The sequence below is a fragment of the Microvirga puerhi genome (genome assembly GCF_020089865.1).
Lineage (GTDB): Bacteria > Pseudomonadota > Alphaproteobacteria > Rhizobiales > Beijerinckiaceae > Microvirga > Microvirga puerhi.
This window is the reverse complement of the sequence record NZ_JAIRBM010000005.1, coordinates 69,622-93,871: the sequence shown is the minus strand read 5'-3', so window position 1 is coordinate 93,871 and position 24,250 is coordinate 69,622. Positions and strand designations below refer to the sequence as shown.

The following is a 24,250-nucleotide window of genomic DNA, read 5'->3' as shown; positions in this document are numbered from 1 at the left end:
CGTCGGTCGGTCCGGGATCGAGCCGCGTCTTACGCCAGACGGGCTCGTCCTGCCACGCCTCCAGCATGTTCAGGCAGTCGTAAAGTTACTGGCGCGATCACCGTAGCGCCACCAAACTGAAGAGGTTCTATGAGCGGCTCAAGCCCTATAGCGTCGTGAAGCTCGATTATGCCACGTCGCTTCGGAACGATGCGTGCTACTGAGCGACGATGGTTCCTGGAACGGTGGGCCCATAGTTATAGAGCCGGCACTCGCAGTAGTCGCCCGGCTGCTTTCCATAGCCCCCGACCGCGCATGCAGCTCGATTTCGCCGAAACTCTCTCTCGACCACGCAAACCAGCTGCCTGGGACCCCGGTCGCGCCGATAAGACGGCCCTCGCTCCGGATACGGCATGCCCCCTTGCGGAGGATAGTAGGGTTGCGCAAGGGCCAGTGAACTGGAGAGGAACAGTGCCAAGCTTGCAATCGATACGAGAGATCGCAACGGCGAGCGCGTAAGAGGAAGTCCGGACAGATTAAGCCTCAGACGAACCATGAGACATCTCCGAAAGCGTGCCTACGGATTATCGCCGGCGATGCGCTAACGGTTCCCGGATTTTTGCCGTTTACACGTTCGCAGATGTTAAGCCGACTCAGCTTGAACTATATAACATATAGTACTTTTCGCAGCAATATCCTGCGGCCATCCCTCTTCTCGATGCGGCAGATTGGATACCGGGCGCATCGTAAGGATGGTCGCACGCACATCTTCGCAAGCAGCCGCACCCAGCTGCACTGCTAGGAATGCTGCGGATCCGACAGCATCCCCATTCTGCTTATGCGCGGGTCGTTAAGACCGCGCGGCCACCGTCTGCTCGTACAGTTCCATCACCTCGCCGAGCGGGCCGAACGCTTGGATCGCGCCACCATCGAGAAAGAGAGCCTTGTCGCAGAACTGCTCAAGCAGTCCGGGAGCGTGCGACGCGAACACGAAGATGCGAGCCTTGTGGATAAGGTCGTGCATGCGTTCCTGAGCTTTCTTCAAGAACGTGCTGTCGCCTGCGCCAAACACCTCATCAAGAACCAGGATTTCTGGATCGATGGAAGTGGCGATTGCAAATGCCAGCCGCGTCCGCATTCCTGCGGAATAAGCACCCACGTGCAGGTGGATGAAATCTCCAAGATTAGTGAAATCGACGATCTCGGCTCGCCGTTCGGGAATTTCCTCAGGAGGAATGCCGAAAAGCATCAGGCAGAATTCGATATTCTTGAAGCCGGAGACATCATCTCGCAAGCCAAGTCCGACGGTGAGAAGCGCGCCGACCTTTCCTTTGATCGCCACGCTTCCGGTCGTAGGCGGATAGATTCCGGCCATGACTCTCAGGAGCGTGGACTTCCCCGCACCGTTGAGACCGATCACACCGACCCGATCACCGTCCTGCAATGAAAGGTTGACCTCCCGCAGGCCACGCACGATGACCCGGGAACTGTCATCCATCTTGAAGCGCGAGGTCGCACGCGGGGCGGAAAGAAGGCGTTTGAGGGAGCGCTGATCCTGCTGGAGCAACGGGAAATCAACATAGACGTTTTCAAGCACAACACTTGCCATTTCACTTCCCCTCAGAGCCAATAGACAATTCGGTGCCTGAACTTCTGATAGAAATAGAATGCAACGCCAAAACCGACGACGGTAAGTCCGATGACCGCGATATAAGAGACAGCTTCAGGAGTCTGTCCCAAGATCGGTGCGCGCAGAATCTGGATAAGGTGATAGGCGGGATTGATCTCTGCGATCCAGCGATTGGAGCCTAGGGAATCCGGCTGCCACAAGATTGGCGTCACAAAGAAGCATATCTGAATCAGGTTCTGCACCAATGGCCCGAGATCGCGGAACCGCGTGCCCAACACTCCCAGCAAAATATTGATCCATACGCCCTGCACAATCAAAATAACGAGCCCCAGGACGGCCAAGGGAAAATAATAAATCGAGAACTTCCCGAATACTACCGCAACAAGCAAAGCAACGATCAATTGGTTTCCGAAAATGATCGTATTTCGCCAGACAACCCGGCAACAATAGACGATCGGCGATCGGTTTACCTGCTTCATATAGACTTCCGCCTCGACGAAAGTCTGCAAGCTCTCGGACGTAACCGCTGAAATGTAGGTCCAGATCACCGTCCCAAGCGCGACAAAGGGCATGTAGTCCTTGATGGCAATCTTGAAAAGGACACTATATACTATTCCAAGCGAGACAACGAAGATGATGGTGGTCGCGATCATCCAAAGCGGACCGACCCAAGACCGGCGATAACGGGCGACGACATCGTACCATCCGAGGCGCGACCACAAGGGCCAGTCCAACAAGCCAACCACCAAGTCATTGGTGGCTGAGTTCTTGCTATAGGAAACCATCATATCTTCCTTCGAATCGAACACCTTGAAGCACTGGAGCTCAAGGCAGCGCGGGGGCCGTGCCTTTCAAATGCAGCCCCATGATCCGCCACTTCCCTGCCGCGCCAGGAAGCGCAGAGTCTTAGGCTATTGAGGCTCATTAAAGTGGGACGGGTCCGCCGCGCGGTGTGACATACTCAAGAATTGTTCACTTTTCAACGCGACAAGGTCAGGACCACAAGACCCGGTCACGGCGGCCGAGGTTGTCCTAAAGACGAGGGCGTGGCTCAGAACCATTCAAGGACGCAGTTTCCGGCATCCAATAATTGGCCCAAGCCTCGGAAGGTCGGGTTCTACAAAGTGCGTCCCGGCCTGTCAATCGATGCCAATCAGAGCTTTCGTTGCCAATCTCAGCCGCCAATCTACCCCTGCCGAGACTACAAAAGCGTCATTGCCAAGCTCCAGCCCAGGAGGAGCGACCATTCCCACTCAGGCCTCCTGCAAAGCGCTCGAGGCGGCCACGCTCCCTCAACACCTCACCGATCAGCGCTTGCCTCCCGCTCCAGATCACTGCAAGAACAGAACGAGGAAAGCTCAACAACGGGACGTTATCTCACATTCATCCTCGATGAGAATCCAGGCATTGATCAAAAAAGCGCCCCCCAACCCGGCACCCGTCCCGATCGACTAGACTGTTCATAACGAGCTCTGCGAAGACGACGCTTCATTTGACCGTAGAAATTCTTCAACATGATAGATCCCATAACGCTACAGAGCCAATTCGACGCAGTTGTCATGTTGACGTGGTCAAATTGGCACGACGAGCCTCGCAGCAATCGCTATCATTTCGCCACAAGATTTTCTAAGGAAGTGCAGGTCGTATTCGTCCAGCCTGATCTCTACTCGGAAGATATTCGAATCGAGCACGACCAAGATCATTCGATTACGATACTTCATGTATCGGCCAATTACGGCCATCGTCAGACAAAAATACTTAATGATGCTCTTTCAGGAATGGGGATAAAGCGCCCCCTCCTCTGGATATATAATGTATTCTTTGAACACTTCGTCCTGCGCTCTTCAGCGCGCATGCGTGTCTATCACGCGACGGAGGATTACCTCTCCCCATCCGACGGCTTGAGCGTCTCGACACTGAACGTCCAGGCACCTCTGAAACGCCTCCTTCATGAGATCGACCTGCTCGTCAGCGTCAGTGAGGGCGTTGCGCACAGCTACGAGGCCCATGGAGGCTATCGGGGAGCATCGATCGTTCTACGAAACGGGTGTGACTTTCCCTTTTGGCGGGACAGCCGTGCCAGCGACTATACTCCCCCCGCGGACGCCCGGCCCGTAGCGCTCTTCCAAGGAGCCCTCAACAGCCGACTGGATTACGATCTCCTGTTGGAGCTCGTCGATAGTTTACCAGACTGGCACTTCTGGTTTTGCGGCAAGACCGTCGATGCACCGCCCGGCTGGAACAAGCTTCTCGCGAGGCCCAATGTGCGCCATTTCGGCAGCCTGGCCCCGGCGGCAATCGCGGATCTCGCGCGCCAGTCATCCGTCGGCCTTATCCCGTTCCGACAGGACGCCCTCATGCGTCGCTCGCTTCCCTTGAAGGCCTATGAATATGTCGCTTGCGGCTTGCCCGTCGTAACAATTCCCATTGATGCGCTCGGAGAGGAGCCTCATCTGTTCAGCTTCGCCCGGAATGCCCGGGAGTTTGCCGATGCCATGGTATTGCAGGCAACGACGAGAACTGACCCGGCGAGAATTGAAGAGCGCCTCATCGCAGCATCGCAGCAGTCTTACGATGAGCGATTTGCTCAGTTGAAGTCGGAGTTGCTCGCACGCCTCGAGCTGCGCCGAAACGGGCAATCCCTTCCTCAGGGAAACCTGCTTGTCCTCTACGATGACCGCTCTCTTCATGTGCGAACGATCGAAGAACATTTGGTCGCGTTTCGAACCTATTCACGTCACCATATTCTTTTTATGCCGGCCACGGGATTCATCCAGGGTCTCGATGACGCCCCCGACGGAATTGATCTCTCGCTCTTCGATGCGGTCGCCATCCACTATTCGATCCGCCTATCCATTCCCGATCATCTTTCCAAAGCCGTCGCTGCAAGCGTCTCCGCCTATAACGGCCCGAAGCTCCTTTTCATTCAAGATGAATATGATGCAACGGAGACGGCCCGGCAGTGGATCGAACGGCTCGGCATCGATGCTGTCTTCACGACGGTGCCCGACCAGTTCGTCGATGCCATTTATCCGAGGTCCCGCTTTCCGAACGTCGAGTTTCTTCCGACGTTGACCGGCTATGTACCTGAGGACCGGACGATCGACAGCTATGCGAAGCCCATCGAAGAGCGAGATCTCCTCATCGGTTATCGCGGCCGTCGTTTACCGCACCATTATGGCGACCTCGGTCAGGAGAAGCTGAATATCGGGATAGAGATTCGGCAACTCGCCCGAAAAATGGGCCTCAACGTCGATATTGAGGTCGACGACACGCGTCGGATCTATGGCAATGACTGGTATCGCTTTCTGGGATCATGCAGGGCGACATTAGGCACGGAGAGCGGATCGAACGTCTTCGACTTCGACGGTTCCCTAGCGAAATTATCTACCGAATTTGCCGACCTTCCCTATGCGGACTTCAGCGCGCGTTATCTGAGCGAGCGCGATGGCAAGATCCGCATGAACCAGATTTCACCGAAGATCTTTGAAGCGATCAGACTTCGCACGGCGCTCGTGCTCTTCGAGGGAGAATACTCTGGAGTTGTTGAGGCAGACCGCCACTACATTCCGCTGAAGAAAGATTATTCGAATTTTTCCGAAGTCGTGAGGAAGCTCGAGGATGTCGATTACCTGCGTGACCTGACAGATCGGGCCTATGATGAAATCATAAGAAGCGGCCGATACAGTTACGCCGCCTTCGTCGCGGGTGTTGATGCATATCTGGATCGCCGCTTCGATGGTCGGACGAAAGGCGCCCTGCTGCTGACCCCATCACTTGGAATCTTTGCGAACTCTGGACAAGCCGAAGATCGGGGCGGAGCAGATCTGAGCTGCCTATTCATGACAAACACTGTTCTGAAACAGCGCCTGACGCCCGATGACTATCGTCATCTCGTCACCAACTTGACTCGTCTGAGCGATCAGTACCTCGATCCGAACTTTGTCAATATGAAGCCGAGTCTGAAGAGCATCATCCTGCTCACAGGTCTTTGGTTATGGACGCTGCTTCCGAAGAAATTCAGGGAGTATATCTCCGGTCGCGTCTCACAGAAGGTACGAGAACTACGGGCGGCAGGGCCGAGCCATCGATTTGTAAGGCTTGCAGTGAAATGGATGCCGCAGCGTCTTAGAAACATGCTGCGGTATCACATCCGCTAACGCCGGGCCACTTCACCCGCGCACTGTGTACAGACAGGGGGGCCCCGCAATCCGAGAAGCGAGGCCGTCCGCCGTTCCTCCGTTCAGCGAGCTGTCTTATCTCGAACGACTAGGCCTGATACTTTTTCACATCAGGCACGAAGTGCACGTGCTGTCCCATGCATCGCAGGATCGTTTCTCTGTTCGCCTTTGTCCACTCGACAGTCCTGCGAAGCCCTTCCTCATGGGTGACTTCCGCTGCGAACCCGAGCTTCTCCTTCGCTTTCGTGGGATCGCCGAACCGCTGTCCCGATCGATCCCAGTCACGCGCCGGCGTCATAGCGATAGGCGTCCCGTTAGCTGTCAGACGATTGATCCGCTCTGCAAGCTCACGGATCGTGGTCTCGACGCCGGAGCCGAGGTTATAGATCTCTCCTGGGTCCCCTCGCAACGCACAGGCCATCAGGCCGCGTGCCATATCTTCGACGAAGATGAAGTCACGGCTGGCGATGCCGCCATTCTCGACAGGCAGGGCCTCGCCGTGCAGCGACTTCCAGACAAAGGTCGGAGTGACATTGCGCCAGACGGTTGCCGGTGTTCCGCGCCACCGGCCGGCGCCCAGGATTTCACCGGGACCATACACGTTCTGGAAGCGTGCCTTCACGAATGGCATGCCGTACCGCGCAAAATAGTAATTGCCGTACATCTCGCCCACGAGCTTCGAGATCGAGTATGGGCTGTCGTGGAAAAGGGAAACAGGAGCGTCTTCCTTTGTGGCCTGCGCGCCGTCGAAGGTCTTAGCAGCCACGGCACAGCCTGCGGCAGCATAGACAACCTTCTTCAGGCTCTTGATGTCCTTGAGGCGCTCGAACAGCTTCAGACTGGTGATGTTGTTGTTGTCGTGGTCCGCCAGCGGGTCATGAATGGACGACTGGTTTCCATGATAGCACGCCAAGTGATAGGCGTAGTCCAGGTCTTCGTCGAGTTCCCGCAGAATCCGGTCATTGGTGATGGGACCGGATACCAGCTTCACGGCGGGATGATCCGGGACGTTGATGGGATCGGCGGACAGGAAATTATCGACGATCGTCAGCTTGCGTGGATTTTGCTTCAGAATGAAGCGAACAAGGTTTGAGCCAACGAAACCTGCTCCGCCCACGACGAGCACGTTCTTGCCTTCGAAGCTCTCGGCCATAATGTTCTTCCGTAGTCCTTAGCGCGCCGGCGCGGGCGCTTTGAGATGGCTGTAGATGGCGGTGACGCCGTGGAGGTCATACCATGCCAACATCCGGCGTATGGTCTGCTCGAAGCTGTATTGCGGCTGCCACTGGAACGCGCGTATCGTCTCCGACGGATCAAGAACAACCGCAGGCACATCATCGGCCCCCGGCTCGACCTCGGGAACAGGCTCGGACAGAGTGATGCCGAGATGATCCACGACGATGTCGAAGATCTCCTTGATCGTGTGCCCTGTACCGGTGGAGACATTGAACACGCCCGTCGGCGCCCCCTCCTCCATCACGAGATCCATGACGGAGAAGAAGTCATCCATGTCGATGAAGTCACGAACTGTCTTGGAGCAGAAGCAGGATTTTCCAGCCTTCAGGCGCGTATAGAAAGTCGGAATCGGCCCGATCGCGAGACGCGGACCGGTCACATTCGCGAGGCGTAGAGATACGTATGGCAACCCCGAGATGGCGAGATAGTTTTCGCCTGCCTGCTTGGAGATCCCATAGCTCGTGAAAGGACGCGCAGGCGCCGATACCGGAATGGGCAGGCTGTCGGGACGGCCATATCCGAGAGCCGTGTGATAGTTGATGAAGCGCTTTACACCGGACCGACGGGCTGCATCCACCACGTGGACCGTGCCCTCGACGTTGGTCCGCGTATCTTCGATCCAGTCGTCCGGATCCTTGTACGCAGCCGCAGAATGGATGACGTGTGTCGGCTCGAATTCGGCAAAGACCCTGTCGACAAGGGCGCGATCGTAGACCAAGCCCTCGACGATGGTCATTTGCGGATGTGCATCGGGCAATGAACCACGCTGACCTGTCGCGAAATTGTCCAGGATGCAGACAGCATGGCCCGCCTCCAAATACCGCTCGGTCAAGTTGGAGCCAAGGCAGCCGGCTCCGCCAGTGATCAAGATCCTCATGGCCGCCTCGCTCAGCTTCGAATTTCGGCGCGGGCTTCCTTCAGATGCGTGTAGCCGCCGACCACACCCTCGTTCTGCCAGCGCTCGACCGAGAGACGCGCGATCTCGTCGAGCGAGGTGAATTCGACATTGCCGAAATCGGCGAAGGTCCGAGAAGGATCGAGGAGAATGGACGGCGCATCATCGGGACCGAGCGGCTTTACTTCAGGCTCCGGATAGTCGTTGAGCTTCATGGCTTTGACGACGGCGTCGTAGAGTTCCTTGATCGCCACGTCCTTGCCGGACGAGAAATGGTAGGTGCCATTGCCTTTGCCCTGTGCAGCCTCGACGACCACCTTGGCCAGGTCCCCGGCGTAGCAGAAGTCACGGCGGGCCGGAGTGATGAAGCACTTCTGTCCCTTCGAGAGACGACCATAGAAGATCGGCAGCGGGCCGGAGACGTTGCGCGGGCCAATCACGTTGGCGAGACGGAACGTCACCCAGTCGACGCCCGAGAACTGTACATAGTGCTCACCGGCCGTCTTCGAGATGGCATAGCTGGAGTTCACCGGATTGATCGGATGATCGAGACGGATCGGCTGCTGGATCGGCTTCGTGCCATAGCAGAGCGCAGTCTGGAAATAGATCAGGCGATCGACCTTGTGGGTCTTACAGGCCTTGGCGATGTTGGCGGTGCCCACGGCATTCACGAGAGCGTCGCTCTGCCAGTCTTCCGGGTCTTTATAGGATGCTGCGGTGTGCACGACGACCTGCGGCTTGAACTCCTCGAAAAGACGGTTGATCAGGGCACCATCGACGATCGTGTCCTCGATGAGCTTCAGCTTGGGATGAGCGGAGAGATTATCCCGCCGGCCGGTGGCGAAGTTATCGATCGCCATCACCTCATCGCCGCGAGCGAGGAACATGTCCACGACCGTCGAGCCAACCTGGCCGGAACCACCGGTTACGAATACCTTCATCTTGCGTCCCTGAAAATTACTGTGCCGCAACCATCTGCGGAGGAGTTTCGTCGATCATGCGCTTATACTGTGCCGCACGATCATGGAAGATCTGATGCCAGAGTTCGAGGCTGAGAAGCCCCCAGGTCTTGCGGGAGAACCGCTCGGCCTTGTCAAAATTGCCAAGGATGACGTCCGTATTGAAATAGGGGCGCGAGCGGCTCTTCTGCGTATGGAAGATATCCATCGTGAAGTCGTGCAGTTCTCCCGAAAACCACTCCTTCAAGGGTACCGGGAAGCCCATCTTATCGCGCCGCTGCATCAGTTCCTGAGGAAGATCCGCACCAAAGGTCGACTTGATGAAGTGCTTCATCTGCCCGCCCTTGAACTTGATATCCGCGGGAATTGTCGCAGCAAATTCGACAACGGAATGGTCGAGCAGCGGGACACGGGATTCCAGCCCATGTGCCATCGACATCCGATCCTCCACTTGCAAAAGCGCCGGGAGAAGGCACTTGAAATCAAAGTGGGTCATGGAGTCGAACAGCGCCTCCTTGCGCACGTTGCGCTCGGAGTTGAAAATGGATTGGAAGCGTCCGAACACAGCCTTTCGATCGATCATTGACCAGTCGACCTCGTTCTCCATGTCGGTGGAGCGGTCGACCAGGCGGAAATACCGTTCGTCGAGAGGACCGAACAATCCCTTCGAGAAGAGCTGACGGATCAGGGGCTTGTACTCTTGAAGCACCGTCAGGTGCGGGATGATGGATTCCGGCGTGACGACGAAATTGCCATTGCGGTGCGTTCCGTCGATGGCCGAGCTGAGCGCTTGCTCGAAATAAGCGATGAGATAGCGAGCGTATCCGCCGAAAATCTCGTCGCCCCCCTGCCCGCCGAGGACGACCTTGACATGCTCCGCCGCGAGCTTCGAGACCATGTATTGCGGGAATGACCCGGGACCAGCGACTGGCTGATCGAGATGATAAATCACATTCTCGATCGTATCTCGAAAATCCGTCGCCGTGATATCGATCTGATGGAGCTTGATACCCGCCTTTGTGGAAGCCGCTTCGGCGTAAGAACTCTCGTCGTAGCCGGGAAACTCGGTGAACTTGCCGTGGAATCCAATATTTCCCGCAGCCTCCTCCCGGCCGGCCAAAATGGCGATCAGGCTCGAATCGATACCGCCCGATACATAGGCGCCAACAGGGACATCCGACCGAAGGTGAACGGAGATCGATTCCTGCAGAATCTCCCGCATCCGTTCTTCGAACCATTTCGACGTATGATCGAAGTCGATGTTGTAGTGGACGTCCCAGTAGCGTTTGACGCGGACCTCCCCACGCTCGACGATGATGGCATGCCCAGGCAACAGCACGTGGACGTGCTTGAACAGGCTCTTGTCGCCAATCGTGTACTGGAAAGTGATATACTCTCCCAAGGCATCCGGATCGGTTGTGATTTCCGGCAGGACGGGCAGCAGGGCCTTGATTTCGGAAGCGAAGTAGAAGACGCCGTCCACGATGGCGTAATAGAAGGGCTTGATACCGAAGCGATCGCGGGCCGCGAACAGACGATCACCGTCCCAGATCGCGAATGAGAACATCCCCCGGAGATGATCGAGACAATCGGCCCCCCAGCGAGCGTAGGCTGCGAGGATCGTTTCGGAATCCGAACGGGAGCGGAAGTTCCAGCTGTCGGACAGCTGTTCCATCAACTCTACATAATTGTAAATCTCGCCGTTGAACGTCAGCACCGTCCCATTGGGCGCAACCATTGGTTGATGACCTGATGGGGAAAGATCGATAATCGCCAGGCGGCGATGAGCAAGGCCACACACGTCGCTTGGCGCCTGCCAAGTTCCATGGCCATCCGGGCCGCGATGGGCAATCAGAGTATTCATTGCCCCCAGAACTGAAGAGAGGTTCCGGATCAGCGTGCGATCTAACGATACTGCCCCAGCAATTCCACACATAACGTCCTGCCCCCGTTTTGGAACTCAATGATTCCCTAGCAGATCAACTTGCGCGCCAAAAACGCGCCCATACCAGCAACACAGAAAAATTTCTACCCATTAACCAAGCGAAACATTAAATCTGTCGCCCCAAAGCCCCAAATTGACGATTCGCCATAGAGTGAAATCAACATTCCGGCGCCCCTCCAACATATCGGCCGCAAGGGCTCGGGTTCCGGCTGCATCCAACAGCCCAGGATAGCGACTTAAAGTTGCTTCGACGCCGTCCTTGATGAGGCCCTTGAGAGGCCCCCGGAACCATTCCTGCTCTGGAGTTGCGAAACCGAGCTTGTCCCGACGATTCCGGACCGGTTCGGGCAGAATGCCCTTCATGGCGCTCCGAAGGACCCGCTTCGTGTCGCCATGGAGAATCTTATGGGAGTTCCCAAGGGCGAGATTGAACTCGACCAAGCGGTGATCCAGGAAGGGAACCCGCGCCTCGATGGAATGGGCCATCGAATTGCGGTCTTCCCAATGGAGAAGCATCGGCAGATTGGATGACATCGTCAGAACGAGGCAGAAGCTGGCGATGTCCGTGATAGCGGGCAGCCCATTGGCTTCCGACGCAACATCGATCACCGAGCGTGCCGGGCCCAGGGCCTGGAAGACCTCGGAATTGGTCCAGTCATGATAAACCAGACTCTGGCGTTGCCGGATCAGGAACGACCGCATCTTGGGTGGGATGAGGGGAACCACGTAACGCGACACCTGATCTCGGAAGGAAATGCCGTGATAGCGGTTGCGCTCGGCCATCGTCCGAATGAGCGTTGCATATTCACCGCGCCGGATCAGATCGGACATGTAATAGACGTAGGCAGAGTGATAGCCGGCGAGCTGCTCGTCCGCACCCTGTCCGTCAAGCATCACCTTAATGCCGGCACGCCGCGCCTCTTCGAATACGCACCATTGCGCGAAAATCGAGGTCGAGCCGAACGGCTCGTCCTGGTGCCAGGTAATATCCGATGCTCGGGCGAAAACCTCCTCGGGACGAGGGAAAATATAATTCGGCGACGCCCCCGTCTGCGAGACAACCTGCTCCATGAACGGCTTTTCGTCCACGGACTTCTCCGCGTAGCAAGCTGAAACGGTGTTTACCTTGGCACCCTGCCCCTGCCGATCGAGCAGCTCCGACATCACGCAGACAATCGAGGATGAATCGAGCCCGCCGGAAAGGCACGAGCCAATGGGCACGTCCGAGCGAAGGTGCATTCGGACCGCGTCCGTGAAGAGTTCACGAAACTTCTCTGCGGCCTGAGCCTCGGAGAGCTCCAAGCCTGATGAGGGCGGAATTGCATACCACCGCCGCGGAGAAACCTCGCCAGTCCAAGGCCTTGCAGCTTCGACACTGACACTGCACCCCGGCTGGACCTGTTGAACTCCGGCAAAGAGTGTCTCCGCCGTGTGATTTGTAATTCCGGAGGCCAGGAAGTCGCGGATTCGGGCCAGATTCATCGACCCGCTCAATCCGGGCAGACCCAGGAGCTGCTTGATCTCGGAGCCGAAGGCTAAGCCATGCCGATTGGCAACCATGTAGAGGGGCTTGATGCCGAACCGGTCACGCGCCGCAAACAGGCGCTGCTCGCGCTCGTCCCATATAATGAACGCGAACATTCCAAGGAAGCGCTGCAGGCAGTCCTCTCCCCACTCCGCATAGGCGGCGAGAAGAACTTCGCTGTCGCTATCCGAGACAAAGACATGCCCCTTTGCCCGGAGCTCCTCGCGGAGCTCGATATAGTTGTAGATCTCACCATTGAAGACGAGATGGAGCCGGCCCGACCGATCGGCCATCGGCTGCAGCCCTGCATCACTCACATCGATGATCGCCAAACGGCGATGCCCGAGCGCGACCGGTCCCGCACCTGATCGGAACTCCTGCCATCCGGATCCGTCCGGACCACGATGGGCAACAATATCAATACGTTCACGCTCAGGCGTAAAGCCAAGAGAGCCGAAAAGTCCGCACATGGGTCAAGAACGTCCCGTCACAAGAGCTGCACAGTGAGCCAGAAGCTTCTTGCTTTCTTCTTCCCAGCTAAGCTGTCGCGCCGCCGCCAAGGCCCTGCGCTTGTAACAATCGATCAGTCCGCGGTCGAGAGCATTTATCTGCGTCGCGATGGCGTCTGCCGATACGTCACTTATCAAGAGCCCCAAATCATATCTTTTTACGAGGCGCGCCATCTCCGGGAGATCGGACACGCAAAGTGCCAAACCGGCCATCGCGTACTCGAAGAATTTGTTGGGCAACACGAAAGTATTGTGTCGAGATGAAGCAGGCAAGGCAAATAGTCCTACGTCGGCGGAATGAGCCGCAGCAATCAAACTAGGCATTGGGACCGGAGGAACAATAGAGACTCTCTCGCTGACGGCCATTGCCAAGGCAAGTTGGCGGAGCTCCCTCTCATAGGAGTCGCTGGCGGGTCCGCGAATGATGAGGCGAAACTCCGGACGCCATAATGCGACGCTCCTTATGCACTCCTCCAATCCTCGGCCGGGAGAGACGACACCGTGATAGAGCACATTGATCTGCTCACCGGTCTCCCTAAACGGCATAGTTTGATATGCTGGGGTGTTGCGAACGACGAGCGGTAGCCTCTCCAATCCGTATTGGCGCCTCAGGCATTCCGCTATGCCTTCGGAGACGCATGTTACGAAGGCTGCCCCGCGAATCCCTCGCTTCTCCAGGGCCACAACGAGGGGCCTGTAGAGGAGCCGCCAGACCCACTTTTCTCCGTACTCGTCGAATGCAAGTTCATGGCTGTCATAAAGGAAGGGCACCCCTTGCTCCTTTGCCAGCCTCTGCGCGATCGGAAGTACATTCCAATCGTTTGCGAGCCAAACATCGGGCCTATGGCGGGAGGCCGCCTCGTACAGGGCATGATAGCGAAAATTTTGGTCCCAGTAGGCCCTCAGCGCAGCTCTCGTCGAGAGGCGCGATGCCTGGAGATCAAAAAGATACGCGAAGTCGGCCCAAAACCGGTTGAGCATCCCGCGAAGCCGAGCCCCCTCTTGAGGTCCACTTCTTAGGCGCCGGACTCGAGACGTTACGGACCAGTTTAAGGCCGGGGCGGCCTCGTCGACATGCCACTGCGGCGAAACGGACGTCGCGCCGGCAATCCCAACCGCGACAACATCCCATCCCGCAGATGCAAAGGCATCCCCTTGGCGCCGAACTCTTGGATCGTCAGCGACGGGGGACAGCGAAATAAGTCCAATTTTTCTCGGCACTTGAGGAACAACAGGCTGTCATCGGACATGCAGACGACGCAAAACAAGTCAGACTTTTGGCAGAGCTTCGCTGTGCTCCCTATTATTGAACGATAAGTGAGTCAATCGCCGCCCTTAGCACTCTCCGAAACAAAGATGCTCAAAGCATAAAGCCGACAGGAAGATCAAAATACATCCCAGTTCAGTATAATTACTAAATAAATACTGCATCAAGATCACCGATTCAAAACTTAATATCGTTTCATATGAGCGTCGTTGCCTCTGTCCTTGAGCTTTGCCTCCGATCCACAACGAGCGTCTTGTCCCAGTATTGCCAAGCTTCCAAGGAAAGAACTTGCTGGAAGCCTTATTATCCATCGAGCGGAACTATCGATTTTTACCGTTGTTGTTCAAAGCAGAGTTAACCGCTTAGGAGGCTTGTGATGGCAACAGGAAGTTCGACTTCGAAGCGTGGCTTCGCGTCGATGGACGGTGACCGGCAGCGTGAGATTGCGAGCAAGGGCGGGAAGAGCGTTCCGGCCGAGAAAAGATCTTTCTCGCAGGATCGTGAATTGGCCTCGGAAGCCGGCCGCAAAGGCGGTCAGGCGTCCGGCAGTAACCGTTCCAACCAAGAGTAATCGATATTTCTTCAAGTTTCGAAGGGGCCGCGTAACGGCCCCTTTGTTTTGGCAGTTTGGATTGCAAGTATTTTCTAGTTGAGAAAGCTTGAGGCGATCGAATCCTCGGTCAGGCCGCCGTCCAAGAGGAGATTTTCGCTGACGATCGCCCGGAACTCGGCAAGACTCGGCTGCTCCAGGAATAAACCTCCCTGGTCGATCTGTCGCAGCAGGTCGATGGCAATGGAGAGCGTGAAGTCCACCGAGCCAATCCCCAAGGCCGCCGCCGCTTCAAAGGCCAGTTCGGATCCTGGATCACGGGCAGCTCCGATGAGAGCCAGGACACAGTACTCATCAACACTACCTTGACGGGACCTCAGCGGCCGATGCGAAAGAGGCCCTCCCCGCTGTCGGCTAAGGGCGAACGCAAGCAGCATGGCGTCCGAGACAATGGCCCTCGCCGTGTCCCGATCAATGAACCGGGCCATGTCGCCCTCTGGACCGTCCAAAACATGGACATCGTAGTGCTCGGACAGGACCTCGAGAGAGCGGAACGCGTCGATAAGAGGAACGATCGGTGGGGGGAACAGGATCGCGATCACGTTACCTGCGACGGATGGGATGTCTGCACCGAACATAAGGAGGACGCACGCTTTCCGCTCAGAACTGCCACCCCTCCTGCCCAGCCGAACTGGACCGGGATGAGGTTACCACCAAGTGACGACGAAGCATGAGAGGACACACGACACCGTCCTGCTGACGGACTGGAACAATTCCGCTCAACATAGATGCGACGAGGGGCTTGTCCCGCGGTGGGGCGCTGGAAGCGAGGCGGCAGAACTCATCCGGCACCATTTCCTGGGCCAGAATAGCGTCGAGTTCGTTGGTAGCAGTCATAGGGATCTCCGCATTTGCGAGGCAAACGTGTCGGCTGAGCAAGGGTTCCCGCTGCGGCAATGGGCCCGTCCAGATAGGACAGAAAAAATTTCCTCTTCTCCCGTGGAACCGGGCCCTTCACGAAGAGTTATCTCGACAACCGGTTCAAATGCCCCCTGAGCCGGCACCTTTTGAGGCGCGGTCTTCGGACCGCGCCTTTTCTTTTCCTTTGGATGGGCGCTTGCGAAAACGCGGCGCCCGGAGACCGGACGCCGCGCCACGCGTGGATTAGCGATCAGTCAGCAGTTACGGCTTCGGGGCGGCTGTGCCAGTCGCGCCTACAGGTGCCTTCTTGTCGAACTTAGGCGCAGCCTGGAGCTCGGCCTTCGTCATACGGAGAATGACCCGCTCAGGCTCGTCGCTCGTACCGCTGGCGGACGTTCCGGTGGTCGTATTCGTCGAGCCGGTCGCGTTCACTGCGTTATTGTTCATCGGAGTTCCGGGAGCCGTCGTGGTCGTCGAGCCGGTCGTCGATACATTGTTGCCGGCATTGTTCATCGCATTCACCTGCTCGCGGGACGCGAATTCCAGGGACTGGAAGGGAACAGCGACGTTTTTCTCGCCGATGCCGAGGAAGCCGCCAACGCCGACGACGGCGGCCACAGCCTGACCATTGCGGTCAAGAATGACATCGTTGATATCGCCGATCGATTCATTATTGGCACTGATGACCTTTGTGCCAATCAGATCGGACGCCATCATCTGACTGGTCTGCCTCTGGGTCACGAACTGACCCGAAGAAGAATTCATCGACGAGCTGGTGCTCGGCTGCATGGCAGGCGAAGTCGTCGTTGCTCCGGGAGCCGAGGTCTGTGCGAAGGCAGGCGCCGCGAAGAGCGTTGCGACAAAGCAGGCAGCCATATGCTTCTTAAGCATTGCAATTTCTCCTAAGATCAGTAATTCGCATGATACGCCTGAGCGCGTGTCGGTTTAACGCAATCTTGGCATTGTCGTTCCGACAAATTTTCGCTAATCTGAGTCGATATTTATTTTAGTCATATCGATTTTTTCTTATTCATGCGAAATTTCATAGAGGATTATATTTTGTAGACAAACAAAGAGCCTTGCCGATCCTTGACAGGAAGCGGCCTGCTCTATCGAATTCCGTTAACAGCTGATCGCGGCGAATGGTTCCGAGGCCGCTCTCTTCCCGGCAATTTCAAGACAAAAGCCGGGCAAACTCACTCTGTTCTCTGGGCGGTCGGAGGCTTGCGGAACAGGAGGGACATGGCGCGCCGCACGGCAAAAGTCCGAGGAGAGAGCACCTCATCGGCAACGAGCCGAGCCCCATTCTCGCGGCGAGCGAGAACCAGTCGCCGGTTATGAAAGGCTTCCAGTTCCGGACGGTGACCAACGCTGATGATAGCTGCATCGGACAGGCGGCTGATGACCCGCTCCAGCAGGACATCCTGGGTTTCGGGATCCAGAGCCGAGGTCGCCTCGTCCATCACGATGATATCCGGCTGCTGAATGAACAATTGAGCAAACGCCAAGCGTTGCTGCTCGCCTCCTGAGAGCGTCCGGTCCCAGGGTATCCCCTCTTCGACAATCCGGTCCGCCAGATGGCCCAGTCCCGCGCTTTTGAGGGCCTCGGCGACCGCCTCGTCCGAGAGGCTCTCCGTCGGATGAGGGTAGGCAACAGCGTGCTTCAGCGTCCCGATCGGGACATAGGGTCGCTGGGGCATGAAAAAGAGCCTTGCACCGCGGCGAATGACGATATCGCCCTCCCCCCATGGCCAAAGACCGGCAATCGCCCGGATCAGGGTGCTCTTGCCCGCGCCGGACTCGCCAACGACCAGCACTCTCTCCCCTGCAAAGATCTCAACCTCAGTCTCGCCGACCACCGCCGTCCCGTCATCCAACGTCACGGACACGCCACGCAACTCGAGAGCCGCGTTCTCGCCCTCCTCCTTTCGCGCAATGTGGCCGATGCCGGGCCGCTCCGCCCGCTCCAGCTTGTCGAGGGACACGATCAGCCCGGCGACCCGGTTGGCCGAGGCGGTCCAATCGGCCAGCTTGGGGTAGTTCTCGACGAGCCAATTGAAGGATTGTTGGACGGTGACGAAGGCCGTTGCTGCCTGCATGACGTCCCCGAGGGACATGGTGCCGGCAAGAAATTTCGGGGCGCAAAGGATGAGTGGAATGACCGGAGCCAAGACGAAGTTGCCATAGGAGACGACCGTTGTGCGGAGATACTGCCCGCACAGGTCGCGCCATTGCATGATCACGTGGCCGAGCGCCCGGCTGAGGCCGCTTCGTTCCTCCGGCTCTCCGCCCAGAAGAGCGATGCTCTCGCCATTTTCCCGCAAGCGCGTCACCGCATAGCGGAACTCGGCCTCGGCCTGATTCTTGTTCTCGGCCACTTCGACGAAACGACGACCAATCACGATCATCGCGATGGTCGTAATGATCGAATAAAAGACGGCCACAAAAACGAGATAGCCGGGAATCGTGAGGGATCTCCCCCCAAGCTCAAACGAGATGCTGCCGCCGACGGCCCAGAGCACACTGATGAATGTAATTGCCGTCAGCACCGCCGTCGTGACGCCGAAAGCGAAGTCGACGGGGGATTCCGTTGCGATCCGCGTGTCATCGGCGATCCGGAATTCCGGGTTCTGGTGCTGCCCCTTGACGAGATTGAGCTGATAATAGCGGCCATTCTTCAGCCATCGATCGATTTGGTGATCGGTGAGCCAGGCACGCCAAGCACGCTGGGTGGTCAAACGCCCCCAGACGGAAGCGACATTGAAGGCAACGGCGGCCAGTGCCAGGGGAACGAACAGCAGGGCCAAGTGGCCGACGAAAGCGACATCCCGCCTCTCGAGTGCGTTGAAGATATCCCTGTTCCAGACATTCAGCCGATATTGGACGAAGAGCTGGCCGAGAATGATTCCGAGAAGCGACAAGGTCAGGAACCAGGCTTCCCGCCGCCTTACGCCCGTCCAGAAACCTGAAGCTGCCTGCCAGAACCGAGCAAACAGACGGCGCCGGTCAAGAGCCCGTTCTTCGTGACTCACATCGGTCTCCAATCCTTTTCACCGCCGACCGGTCCTGAGAACTCATCAGCCGGTGCGGCGTCCTTGGACGACCTGAGCGAGACACAGGCTGGGATTCTGATCCGCCGAGGCGCGTGCCAATGGACTGACCGACGTCATGCATCCGAAGGTCTGGGGCTGACGCTTTCTGGCGGGCTCATCCCTACTTTCATGACGCTCCGTCCCGGGAGCTTCCGGGGCCTGTCCTTTCCGTTCATCCTTGAGAGTTGCCATGGGATGGCTGAGCGCTTTGAAATAATCCACGTTCATCACCGAGTCGGATCCAAATAGGATCCGGCCGTCGAAACCTCCCGATGGGGCTGCCGGCGCGATACTTACTTCTCCTGCGGCCGAACCTGATACGAAACCTGACGATAGAGGATCCGGCATCGGACCCGACACAAGGCCGCCGGCCAGAAACGCGCTTCCCACAACCCCAAGCAAGATCGCTGGCACGTTTCGCATAGATCTCTCCCCTTCCGTTAGCTTGGCTACTTTCGCCAAAACAACGCGGCCGTTTCAGTGATGTTCCTGAGCATTTACCTTTCATAAATAAAAGAACAGGAGCGGAACCTTCCAAGGCTCCATCGCGTTCTTGAAGTACCGGCCTCCTGGTCCTCCCCGCATTCCCCTTGTGCATTGGCCGGCACCTTTAGACGGGCTCTCGAGCCCGTCTTTTTTATTTGCCTGTGCCAAGTCCATAAAAGAAATGCCCGGCGCGAGGCCGGGCATTTACTTTTTGACAATTGGGGCGGCGCGTTAAGCCGAAGCGCGCACCTCGCGGCGGCGGGCGCTCTGCTGGAAGAAGAGAGCTTGGCTGATCACGGCCGATACATTCGCGGGTTGGAACGGCTTTGCGATGAGGAAGGCCGGCTCGGGCCGCTCGCCCGTCAGGAAGCGCTCCGGATAAGCGGTGATAAAGATAACCGGAACCTCGAAGGCCTTGAGGAGATCGTTCACGGCATCGAGGCCCGAACTGCCGTCCGCAAGCTGGATATCGGCGAGGATAAGGCCTGGACGCTTGGAGGAGGCGAGCTTGACAGCCTCGGTTCGCGTTCTGGCCACTCCCGTGACGTTGTGGCCGAGACCCTCCACAAGCGCCTCAAGGTCCATCGCAATGAGAGGCTCGTCCTCGATGATGAGGATATCGGTCGCCATGTCAGCTGCGAGTTCACGCCCCGCCTCGTCGACGAGATCGCGAACCGTCCTCGTGTCGCTATCGAGGATCTGGCCGACCTCCTCCTCTCCGAAGCCTTCGAGGCAGGAAAGCAAGAAAGCTTGGCGCGGCAGAGGCGTGATTTGGCCCAGGCGCACTTCCGCTGGTAGATCTCGCTGCACCTGATCGCTGCGGCCGTTCACGGAAAGGGAATTCCAGATGCGGGTGAAGACCCGAAAAAGCTCCACCTTGACGTTTCCGGAGGGTGAAATGGTATCCGGTTCGCTGACAAGAGTCTCAAGAGTCGCCGCTACGTAAGCATCGCCGGCCATCTGGCTACCGGTGAGTGCGCGGGCATAACGACGAAGATATGGCAAGTGCTGGACGACAAGCTGCGCTGTCGACATTCGCTTCCCCTTATTTAATTTTTGACTCGATTCTCACTACGGACCATTAAACTCGACCGACGGAAGAAAGTTCCATTTTTGGGAACTCCCGGCAAGAGACCGCGTTATTGCTCGAAAACGAACATATAGATACTGCCAAGGTTAACCATCTTGTATTAGCCTGTGGGTATCGCAAGGGGACCTCAATGACAGGTGAGAAGGGAAATAAGCTGGCTCGGGTGATCCCGGAGGAGTCGTTGAACGATAAGCTTGCATCCGAACCGCAGCTCGACAAGACCAGCCAAAAGCGCATCGGCGATCAGCTACGCGCCATGTACGACGAGTTGATGCAGCAGCCCGTTCCGGACCGCTTCAAAGATTTGCTCGAGAAGCTCGAGAAGAGCAGTGCGGAGAAGACAAAATGACTCCGGACCCGGCTCTCCGGGAGGCTCTCCTCGCAGCCGTTCCTAGTCTACGCGCCTTCGCCATCTCCCTTTCAGGTCAGGTCGACAGGGCCGACGACTTGGTTCAGGACACTCTGCTCCGCGCGCTGTCCAACCTCCATCGTTTCGAGCCCGGCACAAACCTGAATGCCTGGCTTTTCACGATCCTTCGCAATCTTTTCCATTCGGAATACCGCAAGCGCCGCCGCGAGGTGGAGGATCCGGAAGGCTCCTATGCAAGCCGGCTGAAGGTTCAACCCGAGCAGGGCGCTCGCCTCGATTTCGAGGATTTTCGCGTCGCTCTGGCCAAACTCCCACCCGATCAGCGCGAGGCACTACTGCTGGTCGGCGCTCAAGGCTTCTCCTACGAGGAAGCTGCGAACATCTGCGGTTGTGCCGTCGGCACCATCAAGAGCCGCGTCAATCGCGCGCGGTTTCGGCTCGCTTCCCTGCTCAACGTCGACGACGTCGACGATCTCGGGCCTGATAGCATGACCCGTGCTGCGCTTCAGGGCATCAGTTAGGCGCCGTCCTCTCCATTCCGCTACGAAAAAACGCCGCCCGAGGGCGGCGTTTTCACGAAAGCTGCGGCTGACGTCAGAGCGGGTTTCGCCCGCGCAGCAGGCCGATGACCGCAGAAATGGCGAAGAGGACGATCGCCACGAAGAAGATGAGTTTCGCGATCTCGACTGCCGTACCGGCAATGCCGCCGAAACCGAAGAGGGCCGCAACCAGGGCGATAATCAGGAAAGTGACTGCCCAACCAAGCATGATGTTACCTCGCTTAACAGTGGATCGGCCGCGGCCGATGATGGATCTTCAACGCGAAGCGCGACTGTGGGGTTCCGTCATTCTGACTCATTTGCCTGTTGCGATCTGATTCATCCAAGTATTGAAAGGAGACCAGAGCAGTATGGAACCCACCAGAAACAGGTACGTTTCCCAAAACACTTGGGAGATCGCTCCGATGAATCGCTCCGTTGCACTTCGTACATTTGTTATGTTCACAATCGTGACGTCTCTTGCGGCCATTATCGGTTGGACGTCACAGGTTGAGATTGCCGAGATCGTTTTCCTGATCGGCGCTTCATTGTCCGCGTTGATGCTCTTCTTCGTGTGGGCCACTCCTGCGCCTATTCCGGTGCCTGTCCGAGTTCGGCACCGTCGCCGCTGAAGCAGGCAGCGAACAGGCCGCCAAGTCACTTCGCTCATCAATATGTACAATGGAATTTGAGGGCGGCCCTGGCCGCCCTTCTTCGTGTCAGGATTCCGTTGGCTCACCACCATTGGGATGCAGCACCGAGCCGGTGATGTAGGAAGCGTCTTCGCAGGCCAGGAATAGGAAGCAGGGCGCGACCTCGTTGGGCTGGCCGGGACGTTTCAAAGGTGTTTCGGCACCGAATGTCGCAACCTTTTCGGCGCTGAAGGTCGAGGGAATGAGCGGTGTCCAGATGGGTCCCGGCGCGACGCCGTTTACACGGATCCGCTTCTCGGCGAGCTTTTTCGCCAGCGACCGCGTAAACGCCAGGATGGCTCCCTTTGTCGCGCTGTAATCGAGAAGTTCGGGGCTGCCGCGATAGGCTGTGACGGAGGTCGTGTTGACGATAGCCGCCCCTTCGCGAAGATGCGGCATCGCCGCCTGCGTCATGTAGAAATAGCCGAAGATATTCGTCCGGAACGTGCGTTCGAGCTGCTCCGCGCTGATGTCGCGGAGCAGCTTTTGAGGATGCTGCTCGGCAGCGTTGTTCACCAGCACATCGAGCTTGCCGAACTGCGTTACCGTCTTCTCGACGGCATCGCTGCAACATCCAGGCTCGGAGACGTCGCCTGCCACGGTCAGGCATCGCCGTCCTTCCCGCTCGACAAGTCGTTTGGTCTCCTGAGCATCCTCGCCCTCGTTGAGATACACGATCGTGACATCCGCACCTTCTCGGGCAAACAGCACGGCGACGGCGCGTCCTATTCCGCTATCGCCGCCGGTAATCAGCGCAACCTTTCCTTTCAGGCGACCGCTTCCGGGATAGCGCGGCTCGTAATCGGGTCGCGGATGCATCTGTGTTTCCCGCCCCGGCTGCGTCCCCTGAGTCTGCGGCGGCAAGGTTGTCTGCTGAGGGCACATGGCATGATCCAGATTGATGGCAGCGCATACTCGCGCGTTTGAGGAGATGCCGGGCGCAAAAGAAGGCCCGCGTTGGGATCCCAACGCGGGCCTTGAAGGCGTGTTCCTGTACGGAGGGTTATTCGGCCGGCTGCGTATGCTCGGCCGGAGCCGGCTCGCTCACACGCAGGATGTGGTAGAGGATGATCGCCCCGAAGGTGGCGGTGCCGATGCCGTCGAGGGTGAAGCCACCGAGCGTCAGCTTGAAGTTACCGGCGCCGAGGATCAGCGCGACCGCCACGGTGATGAGGTTCCGTGGATTGGAGAAGTCGACCCGGTTCTCCACCCAGATGCGTCCCGCCGTCGCGGCGATGAGCCCGAACACGACGATGGAAAGCCCGCCCAGCACCGGCCCTGGAATCGTGCTGATGAAGGCGCCGAATTTGGGCGACAGGCCCAGGAGCAGCGCGATGACGGCCGCCACGACGAAGATCAGTGTCGAGTAGATACGAGTCACCGACATGACACCCATATTCTCGGCATAGGTCGTCATGCCCGTACCACCGAAGGAGCCGGAGAGCATGGTGGAAAGGCCGTCGCCCATGAAGGCGCGTCCGAGATAGGGGTCGAGATTGCGTCCGGTCATGGCGCCGATGGCTTTGATGTGCCCGAGATTCTCGGCGACCAGGATCAATGCCACCGGAGCGATCAGGCTGATCGCGCGGCCATCGAAAACCGGGCTGTGAAAGGTCGGCAACCCGAACCATGCGGCCTGGCTGACCTTCGTGTAATCGATCGCATTCCCGAGCCCCATCACGTTGGCGCAGATATAATATGCGAAATATCCCAACGCTCCGCCGACCAGCACCGGCAGGCGGCGCCACATGCCGGGCGCATAAACCGCGACGAGGCCGACTGCCACGACCGTGATGAGAGCGATCCAGCGCGCGAAATCGGACCCTGCTGCGTTATCCGGCGTGACGCCAGAAGCGCCAGAGATCGCGATCGGGGCCAGAACCAGACCGATGGCCGCCACGATGGCGCCGGTCACCACCGGCGGCATGAGCCGCTCGACCCAGCGATGCCCCGCCATCTGAACCACGAGGCCGATCAGGAAATAGAGTGCGCCGGCCGCGATGATGCCGCCGAGCGCAAGGCCGATATTGGGATTGGGGCTACCGACCGTCGCGCCTGTCGCGACCAGTACCGGGCCGATGAAGGCGAAGCTCGACCCGAGATAGCTCGGCACACGCCCGCCGACGACCAGGAAGAAGAGCAGCGTCGAGATGCCGGAGAACAGGATCGAAACATTTGGGTCGAAGCCCATCAGGATCGGCGCGAGCACCGTCGCTCCGAACATGGCGACCACGTGCTGCAGACCGACGATGATCGTCGGTCCCATCGGCAGCCGCTCGTCCGGCATGATGACGCCCTCAGTCTTGAGCGTCCATTTCGGCAAATATCCTTCGGCCATTGTCTATCCCCCAAGCAATGCCTTTTCGGCCCGTACCGTAACGCCG

At 57.9% G+C, this 24,250-nt stretch carries 22 protein-coding genes; 5 read left to right on the top strand and 17 right to left on the bottom strand.

Going from position 1 to position 24,250, the window contains the following annotated elements:
• Positions 1-829: 829 nt before the first annotated feature.
• Both K9B37_RS08315 and K9B37_RS08310 read right to left on the bottom strand, forming a co-directional pair.
• Positions 830-1,588: an ABC transporter ATP-binding protein gene (locus K9B37_RS08315; RefSeq protein ID WP_224312621.1), complete on the bottom strand. Its 759-nt coding sequence runs from the start codon at positions 1,586-1,588 to the stop codon at positions 830-832.
• Between the two features lie 11 nt (positions 1,589-1,599).
• The gene (locus K9B37_RS08310) at positions 1,600-2,418 is read right to left on the bottom strand and encodes an ABC transporter permease (RefSeq protein WP_224312620.1); all 819 of its coding nucleotides are present in this window, start codon (positions 2,416-2,418) and stop codon (positions 1,600-1,602) included.
• 1,044 nt (positions 2,419-3,462) lie between these two features.
• On the opposite strand from K9B37_RS08310, the gene K9B37_RS08305 reads away from it, so the two are divergent.
• Positions 3,463-5,769: a glycosyltransferase gene (locus tag K9B37_RS08305; RefSeq protein WP_224312619.1), complete on the top strand. Its 2,307-nt coding sequence runs from the start codon at positions 3,463-3,465 to the stop codon at positions 5,767-5,769.
• A 109-nt stretch (positions 5,770-5,878) separates the two neighbouring features.
• Here K9B37_RS08305 and K9B37_RS08300 read toward each other — a convergent pair whose 3' ends face one another.
• From K9B37_RS08300 to K9B37_RS08275, 6 genes are all read right to left on the bottom strand, one after another.
• Positions 5,879-6,943: an NAD-dependent epimerase/dehydratase family protein gene (locus tag K9B37_RS08300; RefSeq protein WP_224312618.1), complete on the bottom strand. Its 1,065-nt coding sequence runs from the start codon at positions 6,941-6,943 to the stop codon at positions 5,879-5,881.
• An 18-nt stretch (positions 6,944-6,961) separates the two neighbouring features.
• Positions 6,962-7,903 carry an NAD-dependent epimerase/dehydratase family protein gene (locus K9B37_RS08295; protein ID WP_224312617.1) on the bottom strand — a complete coding sequence of 314 codons (942 nt, stop codon included), beginning with the start codon at positions 7,901-7,903 and terminating at the stop codon, positions 6,962-6,964.
• A gap of 11 nt (positions 7,904-7,914) precedes the next feature.
• Entirely contained in the window at positions 7,915-8,862 is a 948-nt protein-coding gene (locus tag K9B37_RS08290; RefSeq protein WP_224312616.1) for an NAD-dependent epimerase/dehydratase family protein, read from the bottom strand.
• 16 nt (positions 8,863-8,878) lie between these two features.
• Positions 8,879-10,816, bottom strand: a complete 1,938-nt coding sequence (gene asnB, locus K9B37_RS08285; RefSeq protein ID WP_224312615.1) for an asparagine synthase (glutamine-hydrolyzing) — start codon at positions 10,814-10,816, stop codon at positions 8,879-8,881.
• A gap of 99 nt (positions 10,817-10,915) precedes the next feature.
• On the bottom strand, positions 10,916-12,820 hold the full coding sequence (gene asnB, locus K9B37_RS08280; protein WP_224312614.1) for an asparagine synthase (glutamine-hydrolyzing): 1,905 nt from the start codon (positions 12,818-12,820) through the stop codon (positions 10,916-10,918).
• Between the two features lie 3 nt (positions 12,821-12,823).
• Positions 12,824-14,080 carry a glycosyltransferase gene (locus tag K9B37_RS08275; protein ID WP_224312613.1) on the bottom strand — a complete coding sequence of 419 codons (1,257 nt, stop codon included), beginning with the start codon at positions 14,078-14,080 and terminating at the stop codon, positions 12,824-12,826.
• Positions 14,081-14,502: 422 nt separating this feature from the next.
• On the opposite strand from K9B37_RS08275, the gene K9B37_RS08270 reads away from it, so the two are divergent.
• A complete protein-coding gene (locus K9B37_RS08270; protein ID WP_109596240.1) occupies positions 14,503-14,697 on the top strand; it encodes a con-10 family general stress protein in 195 nt (64 codons plus the stop codon).
• A gap of 74 nt (positions 14,698-14,771) precedes the next feature.
• Here K9B37_RS08270 and K9B37_RS08265 read toward each other — a convergent pair whose 3' ends face one another.
• The 6 genes from K9B37_RS08265 to K9B37_RS08240 form a co-directional block, all read right to left on the bottom strand.
• A complete protein-coding gene (locus K9B37_RS08265; RefSeq protein WP_224312612.1) occupies positions 14,772-15,314 on the bottom strand; it encodes a hypothetical protein in 543 nt (180 codons plus the stop codon).
• Positions 15,315-15,336: 22 nt separating this feature from the next.
• Positions 15,337-15,573: a hypothetical protein gene (locus K9B37_RS08260; RefSeq protein ID WP_224312611.1), complete on the bottom strand. Its 237-nt coding sequence runs from the start codon at positions 15,571-15,573 to the stop codon at positions 15,337-15,339.
• 285 nt (positions 15,574-15,858) lie between these two features.
• Positions 15,859-16,488: a PRC-barrel domain-containing protein gene (locus tag K9B37_RS08255; RefSeq protein ID WP_224312610.1), complete on the bottom strand. Its 630-nt coding sequence runs from the start codon at positions 16,486-16,488 to the stop codon at positions 15,859-15,861.
• 305 nt (positions 16,489-16,793) lie between these two features.
• Positions 16,794-18,629 carry an ABC transporter ATP-binding protein/permease gene (locus K9B37_RS08250; protein ID WP_224312609.1) on the bottom strand — a complete coding sequence of 612 codons (1,836 nt, stop codon included), beginning with the start codon at positions 18,627-18,629 and terminating at the stop codon, positions 16,794-16,796.
• A gap of 45 nt (positions 18,630-18,674) precedes the next feature.
• Positions 18,675-19,112, bottom strand: coding sequence for a hypothetical protein (locus K9B37_RS08245; protein WP_224312608.1), 438 nt, complete (start codon positions 19,110-19,112; stop codon positions 18,675-18,677).
• 294 nt (positions 19,113-19,406) lie between these two features.
• Positions 19,407-20,210 carry a response regulator gene (locus K9B37_RS08240; RefSeq protein ID WP_224312607.1) on the bottom strand — a complete coding sequence of 268 codons (804 nt, stop codon included), beginning with the start codon at positions 20,208-20,210 and terminating at the stop codon, positions 19,407-19,409.
• Positions 20,211-20,317: 107 nt separating this feature from the next.
• On the opposite strand from K9B37_RS08240, the gene K9B37_RS08235 reads away from it, so the two are divergent.
• Together K9B37_RS08235 and K9B37_RS08230 are read left to right on the top strand one after the other, a co-directional pair.
• Complete coding sequence (locus tag K9B37_RS08235) at positions 20,318-20,614, top strand: NepR family anti-sigma factor (RefSeq protein ID WP_224312606.1); 297 nt, start codon at positions 20,318-20,320, stop codon at positions 20,612-20,614.
• Entirely contained in the window at positions 20,611-21,156 is a 546-nt protein-coding gene (locus K9B37_RS08230; protein ID WP_224312605.1) for a sigma-70 family RNA polymerase sigma factor, read from the top strand. The genes K9B37_RS08235 and K9B37_RS08230 overlap by 4 nt, the downstream gene beginning before the upstream one ends.
• Positions 21,157-21,229: 73 nt before the next feature.
• Here the strand turns inward: K9B37_RS08230 and K9B37_RS08225 are convergent, their stop codons facing one another.
• On the bottom strand, positions 21,230-21,403 hold the full coding sequence (locus K9B37_RS08225; RefSeq protein WP_109596226.1) for a DUF1328 domain-containing protein: 174 nt from the start codon (positions 21,401-21,403) through the stop codon (positions 21,230-21,232).
• Positions 21,404-21,599: 196 nt separating this feature from the next.
• Here K9B37_RS08225 and K9B37_RS08220 point away from each other — a divergent pair, with 196 nt between their 5' ends.
• Positions 21,600-21,806 (top strand): hypothetical protein, encoded by a 207-nt coding sequence (locus K9B37_RS08220; RefSeq protein ID WP_224312604.1) that lies wholly within the window; start codon positions 21,600-21,602, stop codon positions 21,804-21,806.
• A gap of 87 nt (positions 21,807-21,893) precedes the next feature.
• Here K9B37_RS08220 and K9B37_RS08215 read toward each other — a convergent pair whose 3' ends face one another.
• Both K9B37_RS08215 and K9B37_RS08210 read right to left on the bottom strand, forming a co-directional pair.
• Complete coding sequence (locus K9B37_RS08215) at positions 21,894-22,751, bottom strand: SDR family oxidoreductase (RefSeq protein WP_224312603.1); 858 nt, start codon at positions 22,749-22,751, stop codon at positions 21,894-21,896.
• A 118-nt stretch (positions 22,752-22,869) separates the two neighbouring features.
• Entirely contained in the window at positions 22,870-24,204 is a 1,335-nt protein-coding gene (locus tag K9B37_RS08210) for a solute carrier family 23 protein (protein WP_224312602.1), read from the bottom strand.
• Positions 24,205-24,250: the final 46 nt, after the last annotated feature.

Excerpts from the sequence above, each read along its gene's own strand:
- K9B37_RS08290 (WP_224312616.1), bottom strand. The coding sequence starts at position 8,862 with ATGAAGGTATTCGTAACCGGTGGTTCCGGCCAGGTTGGCTCGACGGTC.
- K9B37_RS08220 (WP_224312604.1), top strand. The coding sequence starts at position 21,600 with ATGAATCGCTCCGTTGCACTTCGTACATTTGTTATGTTCACAATCGTG.
- asnB (WP_224312614.1), bottom strand. The coding sequence starts at position 12,820 with ATGTGCGGACTTTTCGGCTCTCTTGGCTTTACGCCTGAGCGTGAACGT.
- K9B37_RS08225 (WP_109596226.1), bottom strand. The coding sequence starts at position 21,403 with ATGCTTGGTTGGGCAGTCACTTTCCTGATTATCGCCCTGGTTGCGGCC.
- K9B37_RS08240 (WP_224312607.1), bottom strand. The coding sequence starts at position 20,210 with ATGTCGACAGCGCAGCTTGTCGTCCAGCACTTGCCATATCTTCGTCGT.
- K9B37_RS08300 (WP_224312618.1), bottom strand. The coding sequence starts at position 6,943 with ATGGCCGAGAGCTTCGAAGGCAAGAACGTGCTCGTCGTGGGCGGAGCA.
- K9B37_RS08230 (WP_224312605.1), top strand. The coding sequence starts at position 20,611 with ATGACTCCGGACCCGGCTCTCCGGGAGGCTCTCCTCGCAGCCGTTCCT.
- asnB (WP_224312615.1), bottom strand. The coding sequence starts at position 10,816 with ATGTGTGGAATTGCTGGGGCAGTATCGTTAGATCGCACGCTGATCCGG.
- K9B37_RS08265 (WP_224312612.1), bottom strand. The coding sequence starts at position 15,314 with ATGTTCGGTGCAGACATCCCATCCGTCGCAGGTAACGTGATCGCGATC.
- K9B37_RS08315 (WP_224312621.1), bottom strand. The coding sequence starts at position 1,588 with ATGGCAAGTGTTGTGCTTGAAAACGTCTATGTTGATTTCCCGTTGCTC.
- K9B37_RS08270 (WP_109596240.1), top strand. The coding sequence starts at position 14,503 with ATGGCAACAGGAAGTTCGACTTCGAAGCGTGGCTTCGCGTCGATGGAC.
- K9B37_RS08215 (WP_224312603.1), bottom strand. The coding sequence starts at position 22,751 with ATGTGCCCTCAGCAGACAACCTTGCCGCCGCAGACTCAGGGGACGCAG.
- K9B37_RS08245 (WP_224312608.1), bottom strand. The coding sequence starts at position 19,112 with ATGCGAAACGTGCCAGCGATCTTGCTTGGGGTTGTGGGAAGCGCGTTT.
- K9B37_RS08305 (WP_224312619.1), top strand. The coding sequence starts at position 3,463 with ATGCGTGTCTATCACGCGACGGAGGATTACCTCTCCCCATCCGACGGC.
- K9B37_RS08210 (WP_224312602.1), bottom strand. The coding sequence starts at position 24,204 with ATGGCCGAAGGATATTTGCCGAAATGGACGCTCAAGACTGAGGGCGTC.
- K9B37_RS08295 (WP_224312617.1), bottom strand. The coding sequence starts at position 7,903 with ATGAGGATCTTGATCACTGGCGGAGCCGGCTGCCTTGGCTCCAACTTG.
- K9B37_RS08260 (WP_224312611.1), bottom strand. The coding sequence starts at position 15,573 with ATGACTGCTACCAACGAACTCGACGCTATTCTGGCCCAGGAAATGGTG.
- K9B37_RS08255 (WP_224312610.1), bottom strand. The coding sequence starts at position 16,488 with ATGCTTAAGAAGCATATGGCTGCCTGCTTTGTCGCAACGCTCTTCGCG.